13 protein-coding genes and 1 pseudogene are annotated in these 16,382 nt (G+C 41.4%); 10 read left to right on the forward strand and 4 right to left on the reverse strand.

Translation table 11 applies throughout. From position 1 onward, the window contains the following. The first annotated feature begins 82 nt into the window (after positions 1 to 82). Entirely contained in the window at positions 83 to 1,294 is a 1,212-nt protein-coding gene (locus CVS81_RS06435; RefSeq protein WP_107965454.1) for a saccharopine dehydrogenase family protein, read from the forward strand. Positions 1,295 to 1,323: 29 nt separating this feature from the next. Here CVS81_RS06435 and CVS81_RS06440 read toward each other — a convergent pair whose 3' ends face one another. After that, positions 1,324 to 1,545 carry a hypothetical protein gene (locus CVS81_RS06440; protein WP_159070972.1) on the reverse strand — a complete coding sequence of 74 codons (222 nt, stop codon included), beginning with the start codon at positions 1,543 to 1,545 and terminating at the stop codon, positions 1,324 to 1,326. A gap of 541 nt (positions 1,546 to 2,086) precedes the next feature. Here CVS81_RS06440 and CVS81_RS06450 point away from each other — a divergent pair. Both CVS81_RS06450 and rmuC read left to right on the forward strand, forming a co-directional pair. Continuing rightward, positions 2,087 to 3,232 carry a multidrug effflux MFS transporter gene (locus CVS81_RS06450; protein WP_265094471.1) on the forward strand — a complete coding sequence of 382 codons (1,146 nt, stop codon included), beginning with the start codon at positions 2,087 to 2,089 and terminating at the stop codon, positions 3,230 to 3,232. An 80-nt stretch (positions 3,233 to 3,312) separates the two neighbouring features. Continuing rightward, on the forward strand, positions 3,313 to 4,845 hold the full coding sequence (gene rmuC / locus CVS81_RS06455; protein ID WP_107965458.1) for a DNA recombination protein RmuC: 1,533 nt from the start codon (positions 3,313 to 3,315) through the stop codon (positions 4,843 to 4,845). Between the two features lie 53 nt (positions 4,846 to 4,898). Here rmuC and CVS81_RS06460 read toward each other — a convergent pair whose 3' ends face one another. From CVS81_RS06460 to CVS81_RS06470, 3 genes are all read right to left on the reverse strand, one after another. Then, on the reverse strand, positions 4,899 to 5,531 hold the full coding sequence (locus tag CVS81_RS06460) for a DUF6803 family protein (protein WP_107965459.1): 633 nt from the start codon (positions 5,529 to 5,531) through the stop codon (positions 4,899 to 4,901). Between the two features lie 131 nt (positions 5,532 to 5,662). Beyond that, the gene (locus CVS81_RS06465) at positions 5,663 to 6,376 is read right to left on the reverse strand and encodes a molecular chaperone (RefSeq protein WP_103615214.1); all 714 of its coding nucleotides are present in this window, start codon (positions 6,374 to 6,376) and stop codon (positions 5,663 to 5,665) included. Continuing rightward, entirely contained in the window at positions 6,369 to 8,042 is a 1,674-nt protein-coding gene (locus tag CVS81_RS06470) for a 4Fe-4S dicluster domain-containing protein (protein ID WP_107965460.1), read from the reverse strand. Before CVS81_RS06470 ends, CVS81_RS06465 begins: the two co-directional genes overlap by 8 nt. 154 nt (positions 8,043 to 8,196) lie before the next feature. Here CVS81_RS06470 and selA point away from each other — a divergent pair, with 154 nt between their 5' ends. From selA to fdh3B, 7 genes and pseudogenes are all read left to right on the forward strand, one after another. Then, on the forward strand, positions 8,197 to 9,522 hold the full coding sequence (gene selA / locus CVS81_RS06475; protein ID WP_107965461.1) for an L-seryl-tRNA(Sec) selenium transferase: 1,326 nt from the start codon (positions 8,197 to 8,199) through the stop codon (positions 9,520 to 9,522). Further along, the gene (selB, locus tag CVS81_RS06480; RefSeq protein WP_107965462.1) at positions 9,519 to 11,339 is read left to right on the forward strand and encodes a selenocysteine-specific translation elongation factor; all 1,821 of its coding nucleotides are present in this window, start codon (positions 9,519 to 9,521) and stop codon (positions 11,337 to 11,339) included. Before selA ends, selB begins: the two co-directional genes overlap by 4 nt. Positions 11,340 to 11,392: 53 nt before the next feature. Further along, entirely contained in the window at positions 11,393 to 12,100 is a 708-nt protein-coding gene (locus tag CVS81_RS06485) for a thioredoxin domain-containing protein (protein WP_004317675.1), read from the forward strand. A gap of 278 nt (positions 12,101 to 12,378) precedes the next feature. Further along, positions 12,379 to 12,585, forward strand: a complete 207-nt coding sequence (locus CVS81_RS06490) for a twin-arginine translocation signal domain-containing protein (protein ID WP_009294906.1) — start codon at positions 12,379 to 12,381, stop codon at positions 12,583 to 12,585. A 77-nt stretch (positions 12,586 to 12,662) separates the two neighbouring features. Beyond that, positions 12,663 to 12,857, forward strand: a pseudogene (locus CVS81_RS10210) (hypothetical protein); the annotation flags it as partial. A gap of 60 nt (positions 12,858 to 12,917) precedes the next feature. After that, positions 12,918 to 15,572 carry a formate dehydrogenase subunit alpha gene (locus CVS81_RS06500; protein WP_234399538.1) on the forward strand — a complete coding sequence of 885 codons (2,655 nt, stop codon included), beginning with the start codon at positions 12,918 to 12,920 and terminating at the stop codon, positions 15,570 to 15,572. Positions 15,573 to 15,582: 10 nt separating this feature from the next. Continuing rightward, entirely contained in the window at positions 15,583 to 16,143 is a 561-nt protein-coding gene (gene fdh3B / locus CVS81_RS06505; RefSeq protein ID WP_021084543.1) for a formate dehydrogenase FDH3 subunit beta, read from the forward strand. Positions 16,144 to 16,382 lie beyond the last annotated feature (239 nt).

Below are 16,382 nucleotides of genomic sequence, written 5' to 3' on the forward strand. Positions count from 1 at the left end.
TTAAAATTTGGCTCATTTTACCTTTTGAAGCTAGAAATTTATATTAACTTTGCTAAAATCACTAAAATTTTAAGGAGCCAAAATGTCAAATATCTTAATCATCGGAGCAGGTGGCGTTAGCCAAGTCGCAACCGTAAAATGTGCGATGAACTCGGACGTTTTTACAAATATCACCCTAGCAAGCCGCACAAAAAGCAAGTGCGACGCGATCGCTAAATTTATAAAAGATCGCCTTGGCGTGCAGATAAACACCGCGCAGATCGACGCTGACGACACAGCGGCCGTAGTGGAGCTCATCAAACAAACAAAGGCTGATCTGCTTCTAAACGTCGCGCTGCCGTATCAAGACCTAACCCTTATGGACGCTTGCGTAAAGGCTGGCATACCTTACATCGACACCGCAAACTACGAGCACCCAGACACTGCAAAATTTGAGTATAAGCTTCAGTGGGCGAAGGATGGCGACTTCAAAAACGCTGGCACCATGGCGCTTCTTGGCTCTGGCTTTGACCCAGGCGTGACAAATGTATTTTGTGCCTATGCACAGCAAAATTTATTTGACGAGATCCACGAGATCGACATCCTAGACTGCAATGCTGGCGATCACGGATATCCATTTGCGACAAATTTCAACCCAGAGATAAATTTACGCGAAGTTAGCGCAAATGGCCGCTACTGGGAGGCTGGCAAGTGGATCGAAACAAAGCCGATGCAGATCATGTTTAAGTGGGACTACCCAAAAGTAGGCGTCAAAGATAGCTATCTGCTCTATCACGAGGAGCTAGAAAGCTTAGTAAAAAACATTAAAGGACTAAAGAGAATCCGCTTTTTTATGACCTTTGGACAAAGCTACCTAACCCACATGAAGTGCCTAGAAAACGTGGGAATGCTTCGCATAGACGAGGTCGAGCATAACGGTATGAAAATCGTGCCGATCCAGTTTTTAAAGACGCTTCTACCTGACCCTGCAAGCCTTGGCCCTCGAACAAAAGGCAAAACAAACATCGGCTGCGTGATACGCGGGCTAAAAGATGGTAAAGAGCGCCAAGTCTATATCTACAATGTCTGCGACCACGAGGTTTGCTACGCCGAGACAGGCGCGCAGGCTGTTAGCTACACCACAGGCGTGCCAGCTATGATCGGCTCACTAATGGTCGCAAAGGGCATCTGGAGCAGCAAAGGTGTCTTTAACATGGAAAATTTCGACGCAAAACCTTTCATGGACGAGCTAAATAAGCAGGGATTGCCGTGGGAGGTAATCGAAATGAAACCAGGAGAGAGATACGAAGTTTAAATTTCTGGACTTGTTGGGCTTGTCTTTTTCTACTTATACTTCGTTGGTTTTAAATTTTGCTCGGTCATTACCCACTCGGTAACTCCCATCACAAAATTTAAAACCGCCTCGTCTAAGCGAAAAATACCTCGCCTAAATTTGTTAAATTTAAGCATTTGAAGGGCTGTATGTCTAGTCTTAGGATGAAAATTCCCTTCACTTCTGCTAGCAGTTGCGACCTTTGGGGATGCAAAGCCCAAAATCCATCTCACAACACTTCGCTAGAGTTCTATTAAATTTTTATTTTGCTCGGTCATTACCTACTTGGTAACTCCTATCGCAAAATTTAAAACCGCCTCGTCTAAGCGAAAAATACCTCGCCTAAATTTGTTAAATTTAAGCATTTGAAGGGCTGTATGTCTAGTCTTGGGATGAAAATTCCTTCGCCTCTGCTAGCAGTTGCGACCTTTGGGGATGCAAAGTCCAAAATTCATCTCACGATACTTCGCCTGAGTTTTATTAAATTTTATTTCGCTCGGTCATTACCAGATTGGCAGCTCTTGCCTAAAAATTTAAAACCATATCGTCTAGATAAAAGTCACTTCGCCTAATTTTTGCCTTTAAATTTAAACCTCTTCGCCAAACAAAACCTTGATAAATTTACCTCACTCCACCAAAGCAAATTTTCTAAATTTACGCCCAAAACTTGTTTTGGGCGCTTGAAGCTACCAATTTGTAAATTTATGCTATAGTCACGAAATCTTAACCACAGCTAACAAAAAAGGGGAAATCTTACAATCAACAAAAACATCTATCTGGTTTTTAGTCATCCTAAGCGGTCTTATGGCCTGCACATCGCTATCCACGGACGTCTATCTGCCTGCCATGCCTACGATGGAGCGACAGCTTCATGGCGATGCGGAGCTAACGATCACTGGCTTTTTGATCGGTTTTGCTATCGCACAGCTCATTTGGGGACCCATTAGCGACAGGATAGGGCGAAAACTCCCGCTATTTATCGGTATGGCGCTCTTTGTCGTTGGCTCCATCGGATGTGCCATGTCACAAAGCATGAGCGAAGTGATAATCTGGCGTATCTTTCAAGCCACAGGCGCGTGCGTGGGACCTATGCTTAGCCGTGCGATGATCAGCGATGTTTTTGAAAATAGCGAAGCTGCAAAGATGCTTTCAAACTTAGTCATCATCATGGCTGCAGCTCCTATCATAGGACCGCTGCTTGGTGGCGCATTACTAGAGATTGGCTCATGGCACTGGATATTTTGGCTAATGGCAGCTGCAAGTGCTTTTTTGTTTATCCTTATCTTCTTCTTGCCAGAGACGTTGCCACAGCAGAAGCGCTCAAAAGAGCCGATGATAAACTCGTTTAAGAGCTATTTTGTGCTTATAAAAGATGCTAAATTTATGAAATACACTCTAAGCGTTACCTTCTTTTACATCGCGGCATACGCCTTTATCACGGGATCGTCATTTGTTTATATAGATTATTTTGGCATACCGAACAAGTACTATGGATTTTTGTTTGGCGTAAATATACTTGGTGTGGCGGCGCTTAGTTTTTTAAACAAGAGCTTGGTTAATAAATTTAGCCTAAATTCGCTTCTTATCACCTCAAGCACAGTCGCTTTTGTCGCTGCGGCTTTGCTTTTAGCGCTTACATTTTTTGGTATCGCCGGAGTTTGGGGCATTATCATACCTATGTTTTTCGTCTTTAGCATGAACGGTATCATCGCCTCTTGCTCAAACGCAGCCGCTCTTAACCAAGTACCTCAAGAGATGAAAGGCAGAGCAAATGCTCTCATTGGCTCACTGCAATATGGAAGCGGTATCGTCTCATCAGCCATGCTAGCACTCTTTACGACCACGACGCCACTTATCATGTCAGCCATCATCTTTGTCTTTATATTTTTGTGCTGGCTTGCTGCCTATCTGAACAAATAAACTCTCAAAAGGGCTTAAATGCCCTTTAAATTTAAAGCTATTTCACCTATAATAAAGCCAAAATTTAAAAGGAAATTTCGGTGCTAACGATAGAAAATTTATATATTTTGGTAGCAGCTCTTGCGCTTGTTTGCGTGGTGTTGGCGGCTTTTTTGATAAGTTCAAATTTGCAAAAGACAAAGCAAAGAGAAGCTTTAGAAAATTTACAAGATGAGCTAAAAGATAGCGAGCGACTAAATATCGAGCAAAGAGCAAAGCTTGAAGCAAATAGTGACAAGATAAATGAGCTAGCTAAAAATTTAGACGAGTATAAAATTTCGCTCAGACAAAAAGATGAAAAAGAGGACAAGCTGGAGCGCGAGCTAAGGCGCCTAAACGAGGAGTTTGGCAGCCAGACAAAGATGGCTGAGATGGCAAAGTCGCTATCTTTAAATTTACAAAACGAACTTGGCGCAAAAGAGGATGAGCTAAAAAGATCAAACGAGAGTGAAAACGAGCTAAAACGCGCTATCGTCGCACTAAAAAGCGAGATCGAGGCCAAAGAAAATATACTAAAATCGCAAGAAGAGAATTTAAAAAAGGTAAAAAACGAGCTAAATTTAGAGTTTGCAAACCTTGCAAATAAGATATTTGAAGAAAAAAGCGCAAATTTCTCAAAAAACAGCAAAGAGTCGCTTGAGCTCTTACTAACGCCACTTGGGGAGAAGATAGTAAGCTTTGAAAAGAGAGTAAATGACGCCCACAGCGACTCGCAAAAGAGCGCAGGCGAGCTTAGTGCGCAGCTAAAAGAGGTGGTCGAGCTTGGCAAAAATATGTCAAAAGAGGCAAACTCACTAAGCACGGCGCTAAAAGGCAGCAACAAGGTCCTTGGCAACTGGGGCGAGATGCAGCTTGAGCGAACACTGGAAGCTGCTGGGCTAGAAAAGGGCACGCACTACACTACGCAAGAGAGTTTTGACGTGAGTGGCAAAAAGCTCATACCTGACTTTGTCATAAATTTCCCAGACGACAAACAGATGATAATAGACAGCAAAGTCTCACTCCATGCCTACGAAAAGGCAGTCGCTGCGGCTGACCCGGCACAGAGCAAGCTAGCCCTTAGCGAGCACATCGCCTCAATAAAAAAGCACATCGACGAGCTAGCTAAAAAAGACTACTCATCGCTTGTGAAAAGTCCTGATTTTGTGCTGATGTTTGTGCCAGTTGAGCCGGCATTTTTGGAGGCTTTGAAATTTGATCCAAATTTATTTAACTACGGCTATGAGAAAAAAGTGGTGCTAGTCTCGCACACGACGCTCATGCCGCTACTTCGCGTGGTGGCAAATTTATGGCGCATGGAGCATGGCAACAAAGAGGCAAAAGAGATCTTAAAGAGTGCAAATGAAATTTATGAGAAATTCTGCACCGTCGCTGAGAAGCTAAATAGGCTTGGAAACTCGGTGAGATCGGTAAATGATAACTTCAATGAGGTCGTTAAAAGCGTGAGCGGTCAAGGTGGGCTTGATAGCAGGCTGGAGAAATTTAAAAAGATCGCTCTAAATCCCAAAGATACGCAGATAAAAGAGCTTGAAGCAAGACCTAGAGAGATCTTGCTAGCTAGCTCTAAAGAGTAAATTTAGAAATTTAGAGCAAAAGTTTTTTAGCAGGCGCTAAAGAGCCTTTAAATTTAGTGATGCATATGCATATTAGTTGAGTTATCATCACTCATATTTTGCATCATCATATTCATATGCATCTCACCCATATTTTGCATCATCTTGTGGTGATCGTGCATTGGCATATCTGCTGGCATGTTCATTGGCATATTCATCTGCATATCCATCGCACCATTTTCAGCCTTATAGCCTGTTATGGTAGGATCAACCATGCCAAATATCATAGCGACGTGTGCGACGACCAAGGTAAATATGAGTAGGTAAAAGTGAAGCTTTAGCTTTGCCTTTTCGCTTGCGTTTTTGTAGATCAAATTTAGCTCTAAAAGTGCGATGCCAAGAAGTGGGATGACGCCGATGAGATATGAGTAGATAGCGATGATATCGGCATATCCGCGCCATTTTATACTTGGATAAATTTTTGCTAAAAAGTAGATTACAAGAGCTGTAAAATAGACCCCAAGCACTATGCCAACAAATTTGCTAACAGCCTTAAAGCCAGCGTTTTTGCCGCTATCCATGTGATACATCGTGAAAAACTCCATCGCCACTAAAAGCTCCGCAAGCCCCATAGGTATCACCATGTAGAGGATTAGATTGTAAGGTTGATCGAGCGATAAAAGCTCCATGTAGTGTGTCATTACCATTGTAAATCCTTTGTAAAAATTTAAAGAAATTTACTACCAAAGGGCTAAGATAGTTAAAAAATATCAAGAATAGTTGCGGGATTTAAGCGGATGTTAAATTTACTCCTAGCTGGGCTAAGAGTAAATTTAAGCTAGTCTTTAAACTCGTGTGAGATGACTGGAGAGAATTCCTCCCAGTGAAGCTTGGTTTTAATAGTTGGCATCTTGCTTTGAAATGGCTCTTTTTTAAGTGCTGCCATAGCGACGCTATCGCCTTGTGGCTTAGCTGGTGCTTCTACGTTCAAGACGGCTCTTTCAAGCTCGATGAAGTCTTTTAAGATGAGCGCATAGGAGCGGAAGAAATTTGCATTTTTATGAGCTAAAAGTAGCGAGCCAAACTCATCTACAAATAAATTTAAAGTCTCGCTAAAGAGCTTGTCGCTGATATTTTTTTCGCCGTTAAATTCGTCATTTAAAAACGTCGCCATCGCTAAAAATATAAAGCCAACATAGTCCTCGCTGTCTTTGCAAAGCTCCTTATCGCGCCTATATGGGCTAAGGTTTAGGCAGTGTATCACTCTAAGTCTAGCAGCGCCGTTATCTCTGCCCTCTTCATAAAATGAGGCGCTTAAAGGGATATTTGTAAAGCCAAAAAGAACGTCATTTTGCTCATTTACAAGCTCTTTAAAGCTAAATTCTTCTAAATTTGCAAATGCCTCTGCGCTTTGCTCGCTCAAAGGATTTTGCGCTAGGTAGCTTAGCTGCTCTCTCCACCTTGCAAATTTCTCATCGCTCGTGTGAAAAAATAGCGGATAAGCTAAAAATTCGTAAAAATATGCCCTTGCTTTTGTGATGTTCTTATCCATTTAGCAGATCCTCTCTCATTGCGTTTAGTTGGGCTTGCACCATGATCTTTGCCTTGCAGTCGGCACAGCAGTAAAGTGATTTGATCTTGGCTCTGTCGTTGCCAAAACGTGGCTGCATGATCGCTGCGATCTTCTCGACTGCCTTTTTAGTCGCAAACTCTTTTCCGCACTCCACGCAAGCAAATAGCTCATCATGCGCAAGCTCGCTATAAACGAAAAACTCAGGCTTAAGGGCGATCTTGCCGACCTCAAGTGAGATGGTATTTTTCTCAGCGCAGCTTAGCTCGCAGTAGCCACAGGCGGTGCAAACGCTTGGGTTAAATAAAATCGAATTTGTCTTCTTATCAGCCACCAAGGCGCTTACGTTACAAGCGCCAACACAGCTAAGGCAGAGCGTGCAAGTTTCAGCGTTTATCGCAACCTCGCCATATCTTATCATCTCGCCGCTTTTTACGACGCCAAGATCGTTCTCACCCACGATAAACTCAAGTCTTTTGGCAAAAATTTCTCTCTTTGGTAGCGCGTATTCGTTGATTGAGTGCTGAGAGCCAGCTATTAGTTTTGCTTTTTTAAGCGCGATTTCAAGCTCAGCCTTGTCTTTTGCATGATAAACCGCAGTCTCTTTAAATTTAAGCTCATAAATTTGATTTAATATGCTAATAGCGTCCTTTTCGCCCTTGCCAAGGCTCTTGCTATATAAAATCACACTCGCGCCACTTTCTTGAAGAAGCGTCAAAAAGTGCGTTTGGCTTAGCATATGTGGGGCTAGGATGACAAAAGGTAGGACATTTTGCGGTAGGCTCACGTTAAGCTCTTCTAAATTTATCTCTTCAGACACGATGAGAGCGATCTTATCTTTGTAAAGCTTAGCGATAGTGGCAAATGAGCTTTGTGGCATGAGCGTCGAGTCTAGCGAGCCGCTAGGGCAGACGCTGATGCAGTTTCCGCAGTTTGTGCAGTCTATCGCTGAAAAGACCAGGTGCTTTGTCTCGTCCTCTTTTAGGATGGCAACCGTTGGGCAAACCTCGGCGCAACGACCGCAAATTTCAGTCCTGCGCTCGTGATACTGGCAGATTGATGAGTCGTATTGAGTAAAGCTTTTGTATCTAAATTTTGGGCTTTTTGCATTTAAAATTTCAAGCACTTTTTCATCTTTTAGCCCTGAAATTTCATAGCAGCCGCTTTGCTTTAGCATATAGTCCCTTGCGTTTTCAACCAAGAAAAAGTCGCAATCAACCTCAAATTCATCATTTGCTCTAAGCACCAAAACGCTTAGCTCGCCAGCTGCGCCATATATAAATTTAACCTCAAAGTGCGTGAGCTCGATCACTTTGTAGCCATTTTCTTTTAGTAAATTTCCTAGCTCTTCGCGGCCTGAGTTGCTTACTATGACAACATTTTTGCCGACCTCTTTTTCGTAATCCACATCCTTTGCCATATCAAAGGCGCTCGCTCTTGCCTCGTAGAGTAAAAGTGTGTTTTTGGCTTTTTCTAAGACGCTTGCGGTGGTATTTTTAAGGTAGAAATTTATCTCAGGTGCGATGATGTTTGCTTTTAGTTTTGGAGAGTTTGAGACTAGATAGTCGCCATTTTCGTTGTTGATCTCTATCTGCTCATTTAGCATCAAAGCATCGTCAAAATCGTTATAAAAGCCAAATTCTTTCATTGTTTCTCCTATTATCAAAAACGGGCTTATTCTAATATTAATGGGATTAATAGACTCTGAAATTTATATGCTCTTTTTTTGCTCTAAGTTTTAATTTATAATATTTTTATGTTAAAATCACGCCTTGGTAAAACTAACTTACTAGGAGCGCAAATTGAACGATTTAAGAAATATCCCACAAGTTGATAAGATCATAAAAAACGAAGCATTTTCGGGGCTTGATACGAGTTTAGTCACTATGCTTGCAAGGCAAATTTTAGATGAAGTTAGAGCTAAAATTTTAAATGAAAATGCAAGCTTTAGCGGCGAAGAGATAATAAATTTGATCCTAGATGAGTACTATAAATTTAATGAAGCAAGCCTTCAAAGAGTGCTAAATTTAACCGGTGTGACCATACATACAAACCTCGCTAGAAGCGTTATCGATAAAGAAATTTTAAAGCGGGCAACGCCTGTTATCACAGGATACTCAAACCTCGAATATAACCTAAAAACAGGCAGCCGTGGCAACAGATATGACTATGTTGGCTCGCTAATAGCAAGGGCTTTTGGCTTTGAGGACGCCATTGTTGTAAATAACAACGCAAGCGCTGTATTTTTGGTGCTAAACACCTTTGCAAAGGGCAGAGAAGTGGTCGTTAGTAGAGGCGAGCTAGTCGAGATCGGCGGCAGTTTTAGAGTGCCAGAGGTGATGGCAAATGCAGGATGTATCTTAAAAGAGGTCGGCACTACAAACAAAACTAGGCTAAGAGACTACGAAGAGGCGATCAGCGAAGAGACGGCTATGCTTGTAAAGGTTCATCGCTCAAATTTTGACATCGTTGGCTTTAGCGAAGAGACCACAGCAAATGAGCTAAGCGAGCTAGCAAGCAGGCAAAATTTGATAGATTATTTTGATCTTGGCAGTGGATTTTACGGAAATTTGCCATTTAACTTAGACAAAAACGAGCCAGATCTAAAAAATTTAAAAGATGTTTCGCTAGTTAGTTTTAGCGGCGACAAGCTGCTCGGCGCGGTGCAGTGTGGCATCATTGTCGGCAAAAAAGAGCTCATCGCAAAGCTTAGAAAAAACCAGCTTTTAAGGATGCTTCGCGTCGATAAGGTGATCATCTCGCTTTTGGCTGAGAGCATGAAAGCTTATCTAAACAAAGAATTTGAGCTAATCACAACGCAAAAACAGCTTCACAAAAGCGTAAAAGAGCTTGAAGGCTTAGCAAATTTTATAAATAAAAGCCTAAAAACTCCGCTTGAGATAGTGCGAACTTCTACCTTTGTAGGAGGTGGTGCGATGCCAAATAAAAAGCTGCCAAGCGTGGCTTTGGCATTTGGTGGTGACGCAAATTTAAACGAGCTAAAATTTAGGCAAAAAAAGGTGATCGGACGCATAGAAAACGATAAATTTATGCTAGATCTTAGATCGCTTCTTGATGATGACGTAGAGACGCTAATAAAAATAATAAATGAAACGGAAGAAAAATGAGTTTAATAATAGGAACAGCAGGGCATATCGACCACGGAAAAACCGCGCTTATAAAGGAGTTAAACGGCTTTGAGGGAGATAATCTCGAAGAGGAGAAAAAGCGTGGCATAACGATCGATCTAAGCTTTTCAAATTTAAGCAAAAATGATGAGAATATCGCGTTTATCGACGTGCCAGGGCATGAAAATCTCATAAAAACGATGATAAGTGGCGCATATGGCTTTGATGCGTGCTTGTTTGTGGTGGCAGCAAATGACGGGCTCATGCCCCAAAGCTTGGAACACCTTGAAATTTTAAATCTTCTTGGCGTGAAATCTGTGATCGTGGCGCTTACAAAGTGTGATCTAGTAGATGACGCCACCATAAATTTAAGAAAACAAGAGATAAGAGATGAAATTTCTAAATTTAAAAACCTGCAAATTTTAGAAATTTTCGCCGTTAGTATAAAGGATAAGGCGAGCATCGATGAGCTTAGAAACTACCTCTTTACGCTAAGGGCAAAAAAGCGCGATGAGGAGGGCGTTTTTAGATACTACATCGATAGGGTTTTTAGCCTAAAAGGTATCGGAAATGTCGTAACTGGCACCGTTATAGAGGGAAGCGTTAGTAAAAACGAGAAGCTTTTTAACTACGACGCTGGCAAAGAGGTGCTAGTAAGAAGCGTGCAAAGCCACGATAAATTCGTTGATAGCGCTGGAGTTAGCAGCCGCGTGGCGCTTAATCTAACTGGCATAGAGCTTAGCGAGCTAAAAAAGGGTCAGCTACTTAGTAAAAAGGGCTTTTTTAGAGGATTTAGAGAGGTTGATGCGGTCGTAACTGTTAAGAATTTGATACATTCACAAAGCGTAACCTTTTGCGTGGGCGCTAAAAACGTCCCTGCAAAGGTGCTAATCCTTAGCCAAAAGGATGATAGCTACTTCGTGAGCTTTAAATTTCAAAGCGATATGTTTTTAAAATTTGACGAGGCCTTTGTGCTTATCTCAGATGCGCGCGTGATAGGCGGTGGTAGGGTGCTAAACCCTGTGCTTGAGCCACTAAAAAAGGCTGGCAAAATTCTCTTTTTAGCCTCGCTTTTAAAGCATGATTTTGTTGAAGCTTTTTCTATCTTAAAAGAAGCTCACAAAAATGGCTTTGGCATCATCTCTTCTTATCAAAGATTTGGTCTAAATCACGAAGAAGCCATAAACGTGGCTAAAAAAGTCTCAAACGTCTTTGTCGATGAAAAGGCTTTAAATATCTACGATCTAAGCGCGGTTGAGCGGATAAAATCAGCCATTAAATTTATGATAGAAAAGAATGAATTTGCTGTATTTTCAGCTCAAAGTATCAGCCTGAAACTTGCTTGGGCTAGCCAAAATTTAGCCCAAAAAGCGCTTGACGAGCTTGAAAGTGCAAATTTGATCGCCAAAGATAGCGGTGTCTATACCAAAAAAGGCGTTGATCTTAGCAAGCTAAAAGTAAGGCTTGAAGAGAAAATTTATGAAATTTTAGAAAGTGGTAAGCTAGCCCCAACAGCGCCATATAATATATATGATGATTTAGAGATCGATAGGGTTAGTGGCGACAATGCTCTTAAAAAGCTAACCGCAATGGGCAGGGTCATAAGGCTAGAGCATAACCTTTTCATCACTAGAAATTCACTAAAAATGGCACTTGATAAACTAAGAGAGATCATAAAAAATCAAGGCTTTGTAAATGTCACAAACGCCAAGGATGCGCTAAATTTAAGTAGAAAATATATCATCGCCTACCTTGAGCAGCTCGATCTTGAGAGTGACATAATGAAGCAGGGAAATGATAGGGTTTTTCGCAGTTAGTATTCATTTACAAAAAGCAAATATAATCCGCCAAATTTTTAAAAAGGATAAAAATGAAAAAAGTGATCTTAGCCTCAATCATCGCGGCAACTAGCCTAATGGCAGCAAGCGATAAGCAAATAGAGGACTTCTACTCTCAAATGGTTGATAGTAGCGTAAAAGTAAAGGTAGCTGATCGTCACAAAGTGGCAGGCGACATCGAAGCTGTCGTGGTAAAACTAAGCAAAGATGGCAACTCACAAGATGAGATCGTTTTTACAAAAGGTGACTTCATCTTCCCAGACGTGATCGATCTAAAAGAGCAAAAATCATACCTCGCTGAAGTGAAAAAAGAGGTCATCGCAAAGGGAATTTCTAAAATTTATAAAGATGAAGACAAGGCAAACATCATCGTTCTTGGTAGCGACCCTAAAAAGCCAACTATCATAATGTTTTCAGACCCTGAGTGCCCATACTGCAGAGCTGAGCTAGCAAAGATCGAGACAACGCTAAAAGATAGCAACGTAGAGATCGTCCTAACTCCAGTCCATGACATCTCATCACTTCAAAAAAGCTCACTAATCTACAAAGATGCAAAAGCTGCTAAGAGTGACAGTGATAAGGTTAAAATTTTAAGAAAATACTACGCTGAAGACTACAATGTAGATGATAAGAGCGTTAGTAAAGAAGATGTCGCAAAGATCGACAATCTGCGCAAAAAATACTTTGCAGCTGGCGTTAGATCGGTGCCATTTATCGTAAATAAAAGCGATCTAAAATAACATTTTCTAGGGAGCTCTCCCTAGAATTTCTACTACAAATAAATTTTATAAATTTAAAGTATATTTAACTATATTTTTAATAAATACTTAACATTCTTAATTAAACTTTTATATTTACTTTGCTTAACTTAGAAATATGCTAAATTTACATAGTTTAACTTTAGGGTCACGAAAGCCCTAAACTAGGCTATTTGCATATTCATAGAATTTAAAATATGCAAATTTAAAAGATCAATGAACCAAATTTCTCAAAAATTTTTGAGGCATAAGGAGAAAAAATGCAAGGATCAAGAAGAGATTTTCTCAAAAAATCTCTAAAAGTCGGTGCTGCCGGCGGAGTACTCGCAGTCTCAGCCGTAGCAAAAGTGACTAGTGATGACTTGGCTCCTGATGACAATGGCGTTGTCGTAGGCAAGTCAAACAAAAAAGAGGTGCTTTATAAAAAAAGCAAAAATTGGGAAACCTACTATAAAATCGCATACTAAGGGAGAAAACCATGAGTGATGCACGTATAGGAAGACGTTCATTTTTGAAGCTAGCCGCACTAGGTGCTGGCACCACAATGGCTTTTGGACAAAATGATACGATAAGACACGCTAGTGCAGAGGAGTTAAAAGATCCTTTCCCTGGCTCAAAAAAGGTTAGAACTATTTGTTCTATATGCTCAGCAGGCTGTGGCATCGAGGCTGAGGTACAAGATGGTGTTTGGGTTCGTCAAGATATGGCGATGTTTCACCCGATATCTCAAGGCTCACACTGCTCAAAAGGTATCGATCAGATCGATCTTACACACAGCAAACAACGCATCAAATATCCTATGAAAAAGGTTGATGGCAAATGGCAGAGAATTTCATGGGATCAAGCTGTAAATGAGATCGGCGATAAGATGCTTCAGATCCGCAAAGAAGATGGTCCTGATAGCGTTATATTCTTAGGTTCTGCGAAATTTAACAACGAACAAGCATATTACTTTAGAAAATTTGCTGCGTTTTGGGGCACAAACAGCAACGACCACGTAGCAAGAATTTGACATAGCGCAACAGTCGCCGGTGTGGCGAATACTTGGGGTTATGGCGCGATGACAAACCACTTTGGAGATATGGCTGCAAATTCGAAATGTATATTTATAATAGGTGCAAACCCAGCTGTGGCAAACCCAGTTGGCGGCATGAAGCACACTTTGCAAGCAAAAGATAGAAACAACGCAAAAGTGATCGTAGCTGATCCAAACTTTACAAAATCAGCTGCACATGCTGATCTATACCTAAGACAAAGATCAGGCACTGATATAGCACTTGTTTATGGTCTTATCCACATCATCTTAAAAAATGGCTGGGAAGATAAAGAATTTATAAAAAATAGAACTTATGGTATCGACGAGATAGCAAAAGAGGCTGAGCACTGGACACCAGAGGTCACATCTGACGTTACAGGCGTGCCAGTTGATAAGCTAATGGAAGCTGCAAATATCCTAGCTCACACAAAACCAGGCACTGTGATCTGGGCACTTGGCATCACTCAGCACTCAGTTGGTAGCTCAAATACGAGAATTTTACCTATCCTTCAACTAATCCTAGGCAACATGGGCAAACCAGGCGGCGGCTGTAACATCATCCGTGGTCACGACAACGTTCAAGGTTCAACCGATATGTGTAACCTCTCAGATAGCTTGCCGATGTATTATGGACTAACTGACGCGGCTTGGAAGTACTACTGCCAAGGCTGGGGCGTTGATTATGACGAGTTTATAAAACGCTTTGCAGTTTCAACTAAAGAGCCAAAACAAGGCGGCACACCAGTTAAAAACACTGTTTTTGAAGAGTATTATTACCACGATCCTAAAAATCCAGAGGATAGAAACTGGAGAAATGAAAAAGGCTGGTCACTTTCAAAATGGTGGCAAGGCGTCTTAAAAGAGGAAAATACCTTTAGTAGTGGCGCATTAAGGGTTCTTTGGGTTCAAGGAACTGGTCTAACATCTATGGCGCACCTAGCTAAAATCCAAGAAGCAGCTTCAAAACTAGATATGATCGTAGTTGCTGAGCCATTTGTAAATGAAATTTCTATCCTTTCAGATAGAAAAGATGGCGTTTATATCTTGCCAGTGGCAACTGCCTTTGAAAACGAAGGTCACTTAAACGCTACAAACCGCTCAGGTCAGTGGAGAACAAAAGTCGTTGATCCACTTTATGAGAGCAAGGGTGATCACGAAGTTATGTTTGCATTTGCTAAGAAATTTGGCTTTTATGATGAATACGTAAAAGGCATGAAGATGGCTGTCGTAGATAGAGAGCTAAAACAAGTTAAAGATGACTTTGTATGGCCAGATGATGCGACAAACGAGATAGCAAGGGTTGGAAATTCTATAGGTTATGGTGGCAGAACTGCTGAGATGTTTAGACGTCACCAAGCAAACTGGGATAAATTTGACCCAGATACACTAATAGGTCTAGGCGGCGAAGTAAAAGGCGAGTACTACGGCAAGCCATGGCCAGCATGGGATGAAAAACACCCTGGCACACCGATACTTTACGATATGAGTAAGCCTTATGCAGAGGGTGGCTCTGGCTTTAGAAACCGTTTTGGCTTAGAGCATAACGGCGTTAGCCAGCTAGCTAGCGAAGAGGCAACATTAGTTGGCTCAGCTATAAAAGGTGGCTACCCACAAATCACAAGAGATAATATAGAAAAAGTCCTAGGCATCACTCTAACTGAAGAAGAGAAAGCTAAGATAGGACCAAGCTGGAGCATGGACTACAGCGGTATCATCTTAGAAAAATGCCGTGAAAAAGGCGTAGTGCCGTATGGTAACGCAAGGGCTAGGGCTATCGTTTGGGAATTTCTTGATCCTATCCCAAAACATAGAGAGCCTATCCACTCACCACGCTGGGATCTTGTCCAAAAGTATCCGACATTTGATGATCAAGCTAGAAATTTCCGTGTTTCTACTAAATTTAAGTCAGAGCAACAAGCAAAAGACTGGTCAAAAGAGTTTCCTATCGTATTTAGCACGCAACGCGTCGTAAATTTAAGTGGTGCGGGAATGATCGAAAGAACAAGTAAATACCTCTCAGCCATCACACCTGAGATGTTTGCTAACGTCCATCCTGAGCTTGCTTTAAAATACGGCATAAAAGATCGCGATATGATGTGGATCCACAGCCCACAAGGCACGAAGATCAAAGTAAGATGCTACCACAGCTATATGGTAACTCCAGATAGAATTTGTATGCCTTACAACTTCGCTGGCGTTATGCAAGGTGTCGATCTCTCAGCTCGCTACCCAGAGGGCACTAAGCCTTATGTTATCGGCGAGAGCTTTAACACAGTTACTAACTACGGATTTGACCCTGTTACTCAAATTTCAGAATTTAACGCAGGTCTTTGCCGCATAGAAAGAGCTGAGGAGAATACCTTTAAAACATCGTTTTATCACGAGTATGGCGAGAGAGACGCCTTAGGTAAAGAGTAAGGAGAGAAAAATGGCAAGAATGAAATTTTTTGTAGATACTAATAGATGTATCAGCTGCTTTGGATGTCAAGTCGCTTGCTCTTCTGCTCACGAGCTTCCAGTGGGAATTTATAGAAGAAAGGTCATCACTCTTCACGATGGTATCGAGGGTAAAGAGGTATCAACCACTATCGCGTGCCAGCACTGCACCGACGCACCTTGCGAGCAAGTTTGTCCGGTTGATTGCTTCTACATTAGAGCTGATGGTATCGTGCTTCATGATAAACACAAGTGCATAGGCTGTGGATACTGCTTATATGCTTGTCCATTTGGTGCACCGCAGTTCCCTAAAGACGGGGCATTTGGCGTAAAAGGCGTAATGGATAAATGCACTATGTGCGCAGGCGGTCCAGAGCCAACTAACTCACACGAGGAGAGAGAGCTTTACGGTCAAAACAGAATGGCTGAGGGCAAAGTTCCTATGTGTGCGGCTATCTGTTCTACAAACGCGCTTTTAGTTGGCGACGCTGCTGAGGTTTCAAATGTATATCGCAAACGCGTTATGCTAAGAAATACTGGACTAAACGTATAACACTAAGGAGGGCGCTTGCTCTCCTTTTAAATTTATAAAATTTAAATTATCTTTATGATTTTTATAATCTAAAATTTCATCAATAATTTTTCTTATCTATTGAAATTAGCAAAAATATATAACTTTTTTATCTCGATATGAAATTTTACTCTGATCCTCTAAAGCCCTAAATTTACGTAAAGTTGATTATTAGATTGTAAAAAATATTATTTATGCTTTCAATTTACATTCTTTTATGA

The organism is Campylobacter concisus, assembly GCF_003049065.1.
In the GTDB taxonomy this organism is placed as follows: Bacteria; Campylobacterota; Campylobacteria; order Campylobacterales; family Campylobacteraceae; genus Campylobacter_A; species Campylobacter_A concisus_BE.

Excerpts from the sequence above, each read along its gene's own strand:
- CVS81_RS06435 (WP_107965454.1), top strand. The coding sequence starts at position 83 with ATGTCAAATATCTTAATCATCGGAGCAGGTGGCGTTAGCCAAGTCGCA.
- CVS81_RS06460 (WP_107965459.1), bottom strand. The coding sequence starts at position 5,531 with ATGGTAATGACACACTACATGGAGCTTTTATCGCTCGATCAACCTTAC.
- selB (WP_107965462.1), top strand. The coding sequence starts at position 9,519 with ATGAGTTTAATAATAGGAACAGCAGGGCATATCGACCACGGAAAAACC.
- fdh3B (WP_021084543.1), top strand. The coding sequence starts at position 15,583 with ATGGCAAGAATGAAATTTTTTGTAGATACTAATAGATGTATCAGCTGC.
- CVS81_RS06470 (WP_107965460.1), bottom strand. The coding sequence starts at position 8,042 with ATGAAAGAATTTGGCTTTTATAACGATTTTGACGATGCTTTGATGCTA.
- CVS81_RS06485 (WP_004317675.1), top strand. The coding sequence starts at position 11,393 with ATGAAAAAAGTGATCTTAGCCTCAATCATCGCGGCAACTAGCCTAATG.
- CVS81_RS06465 (WP_103615214.1), bottom strand. The coding sequence starts at position 6,376 with ATGGATAAGAACATCACAAAAGCAAGGGCATATTTTTACGAATTTTTA.
- CVS81_RS06490 (WP_009294906.1), top strand. The coding sequence starts at position 12,379 with ATGCAAGGATCAAGAAGAGATTTTCTCAAAAAATCTCTAAAAGTCGGT.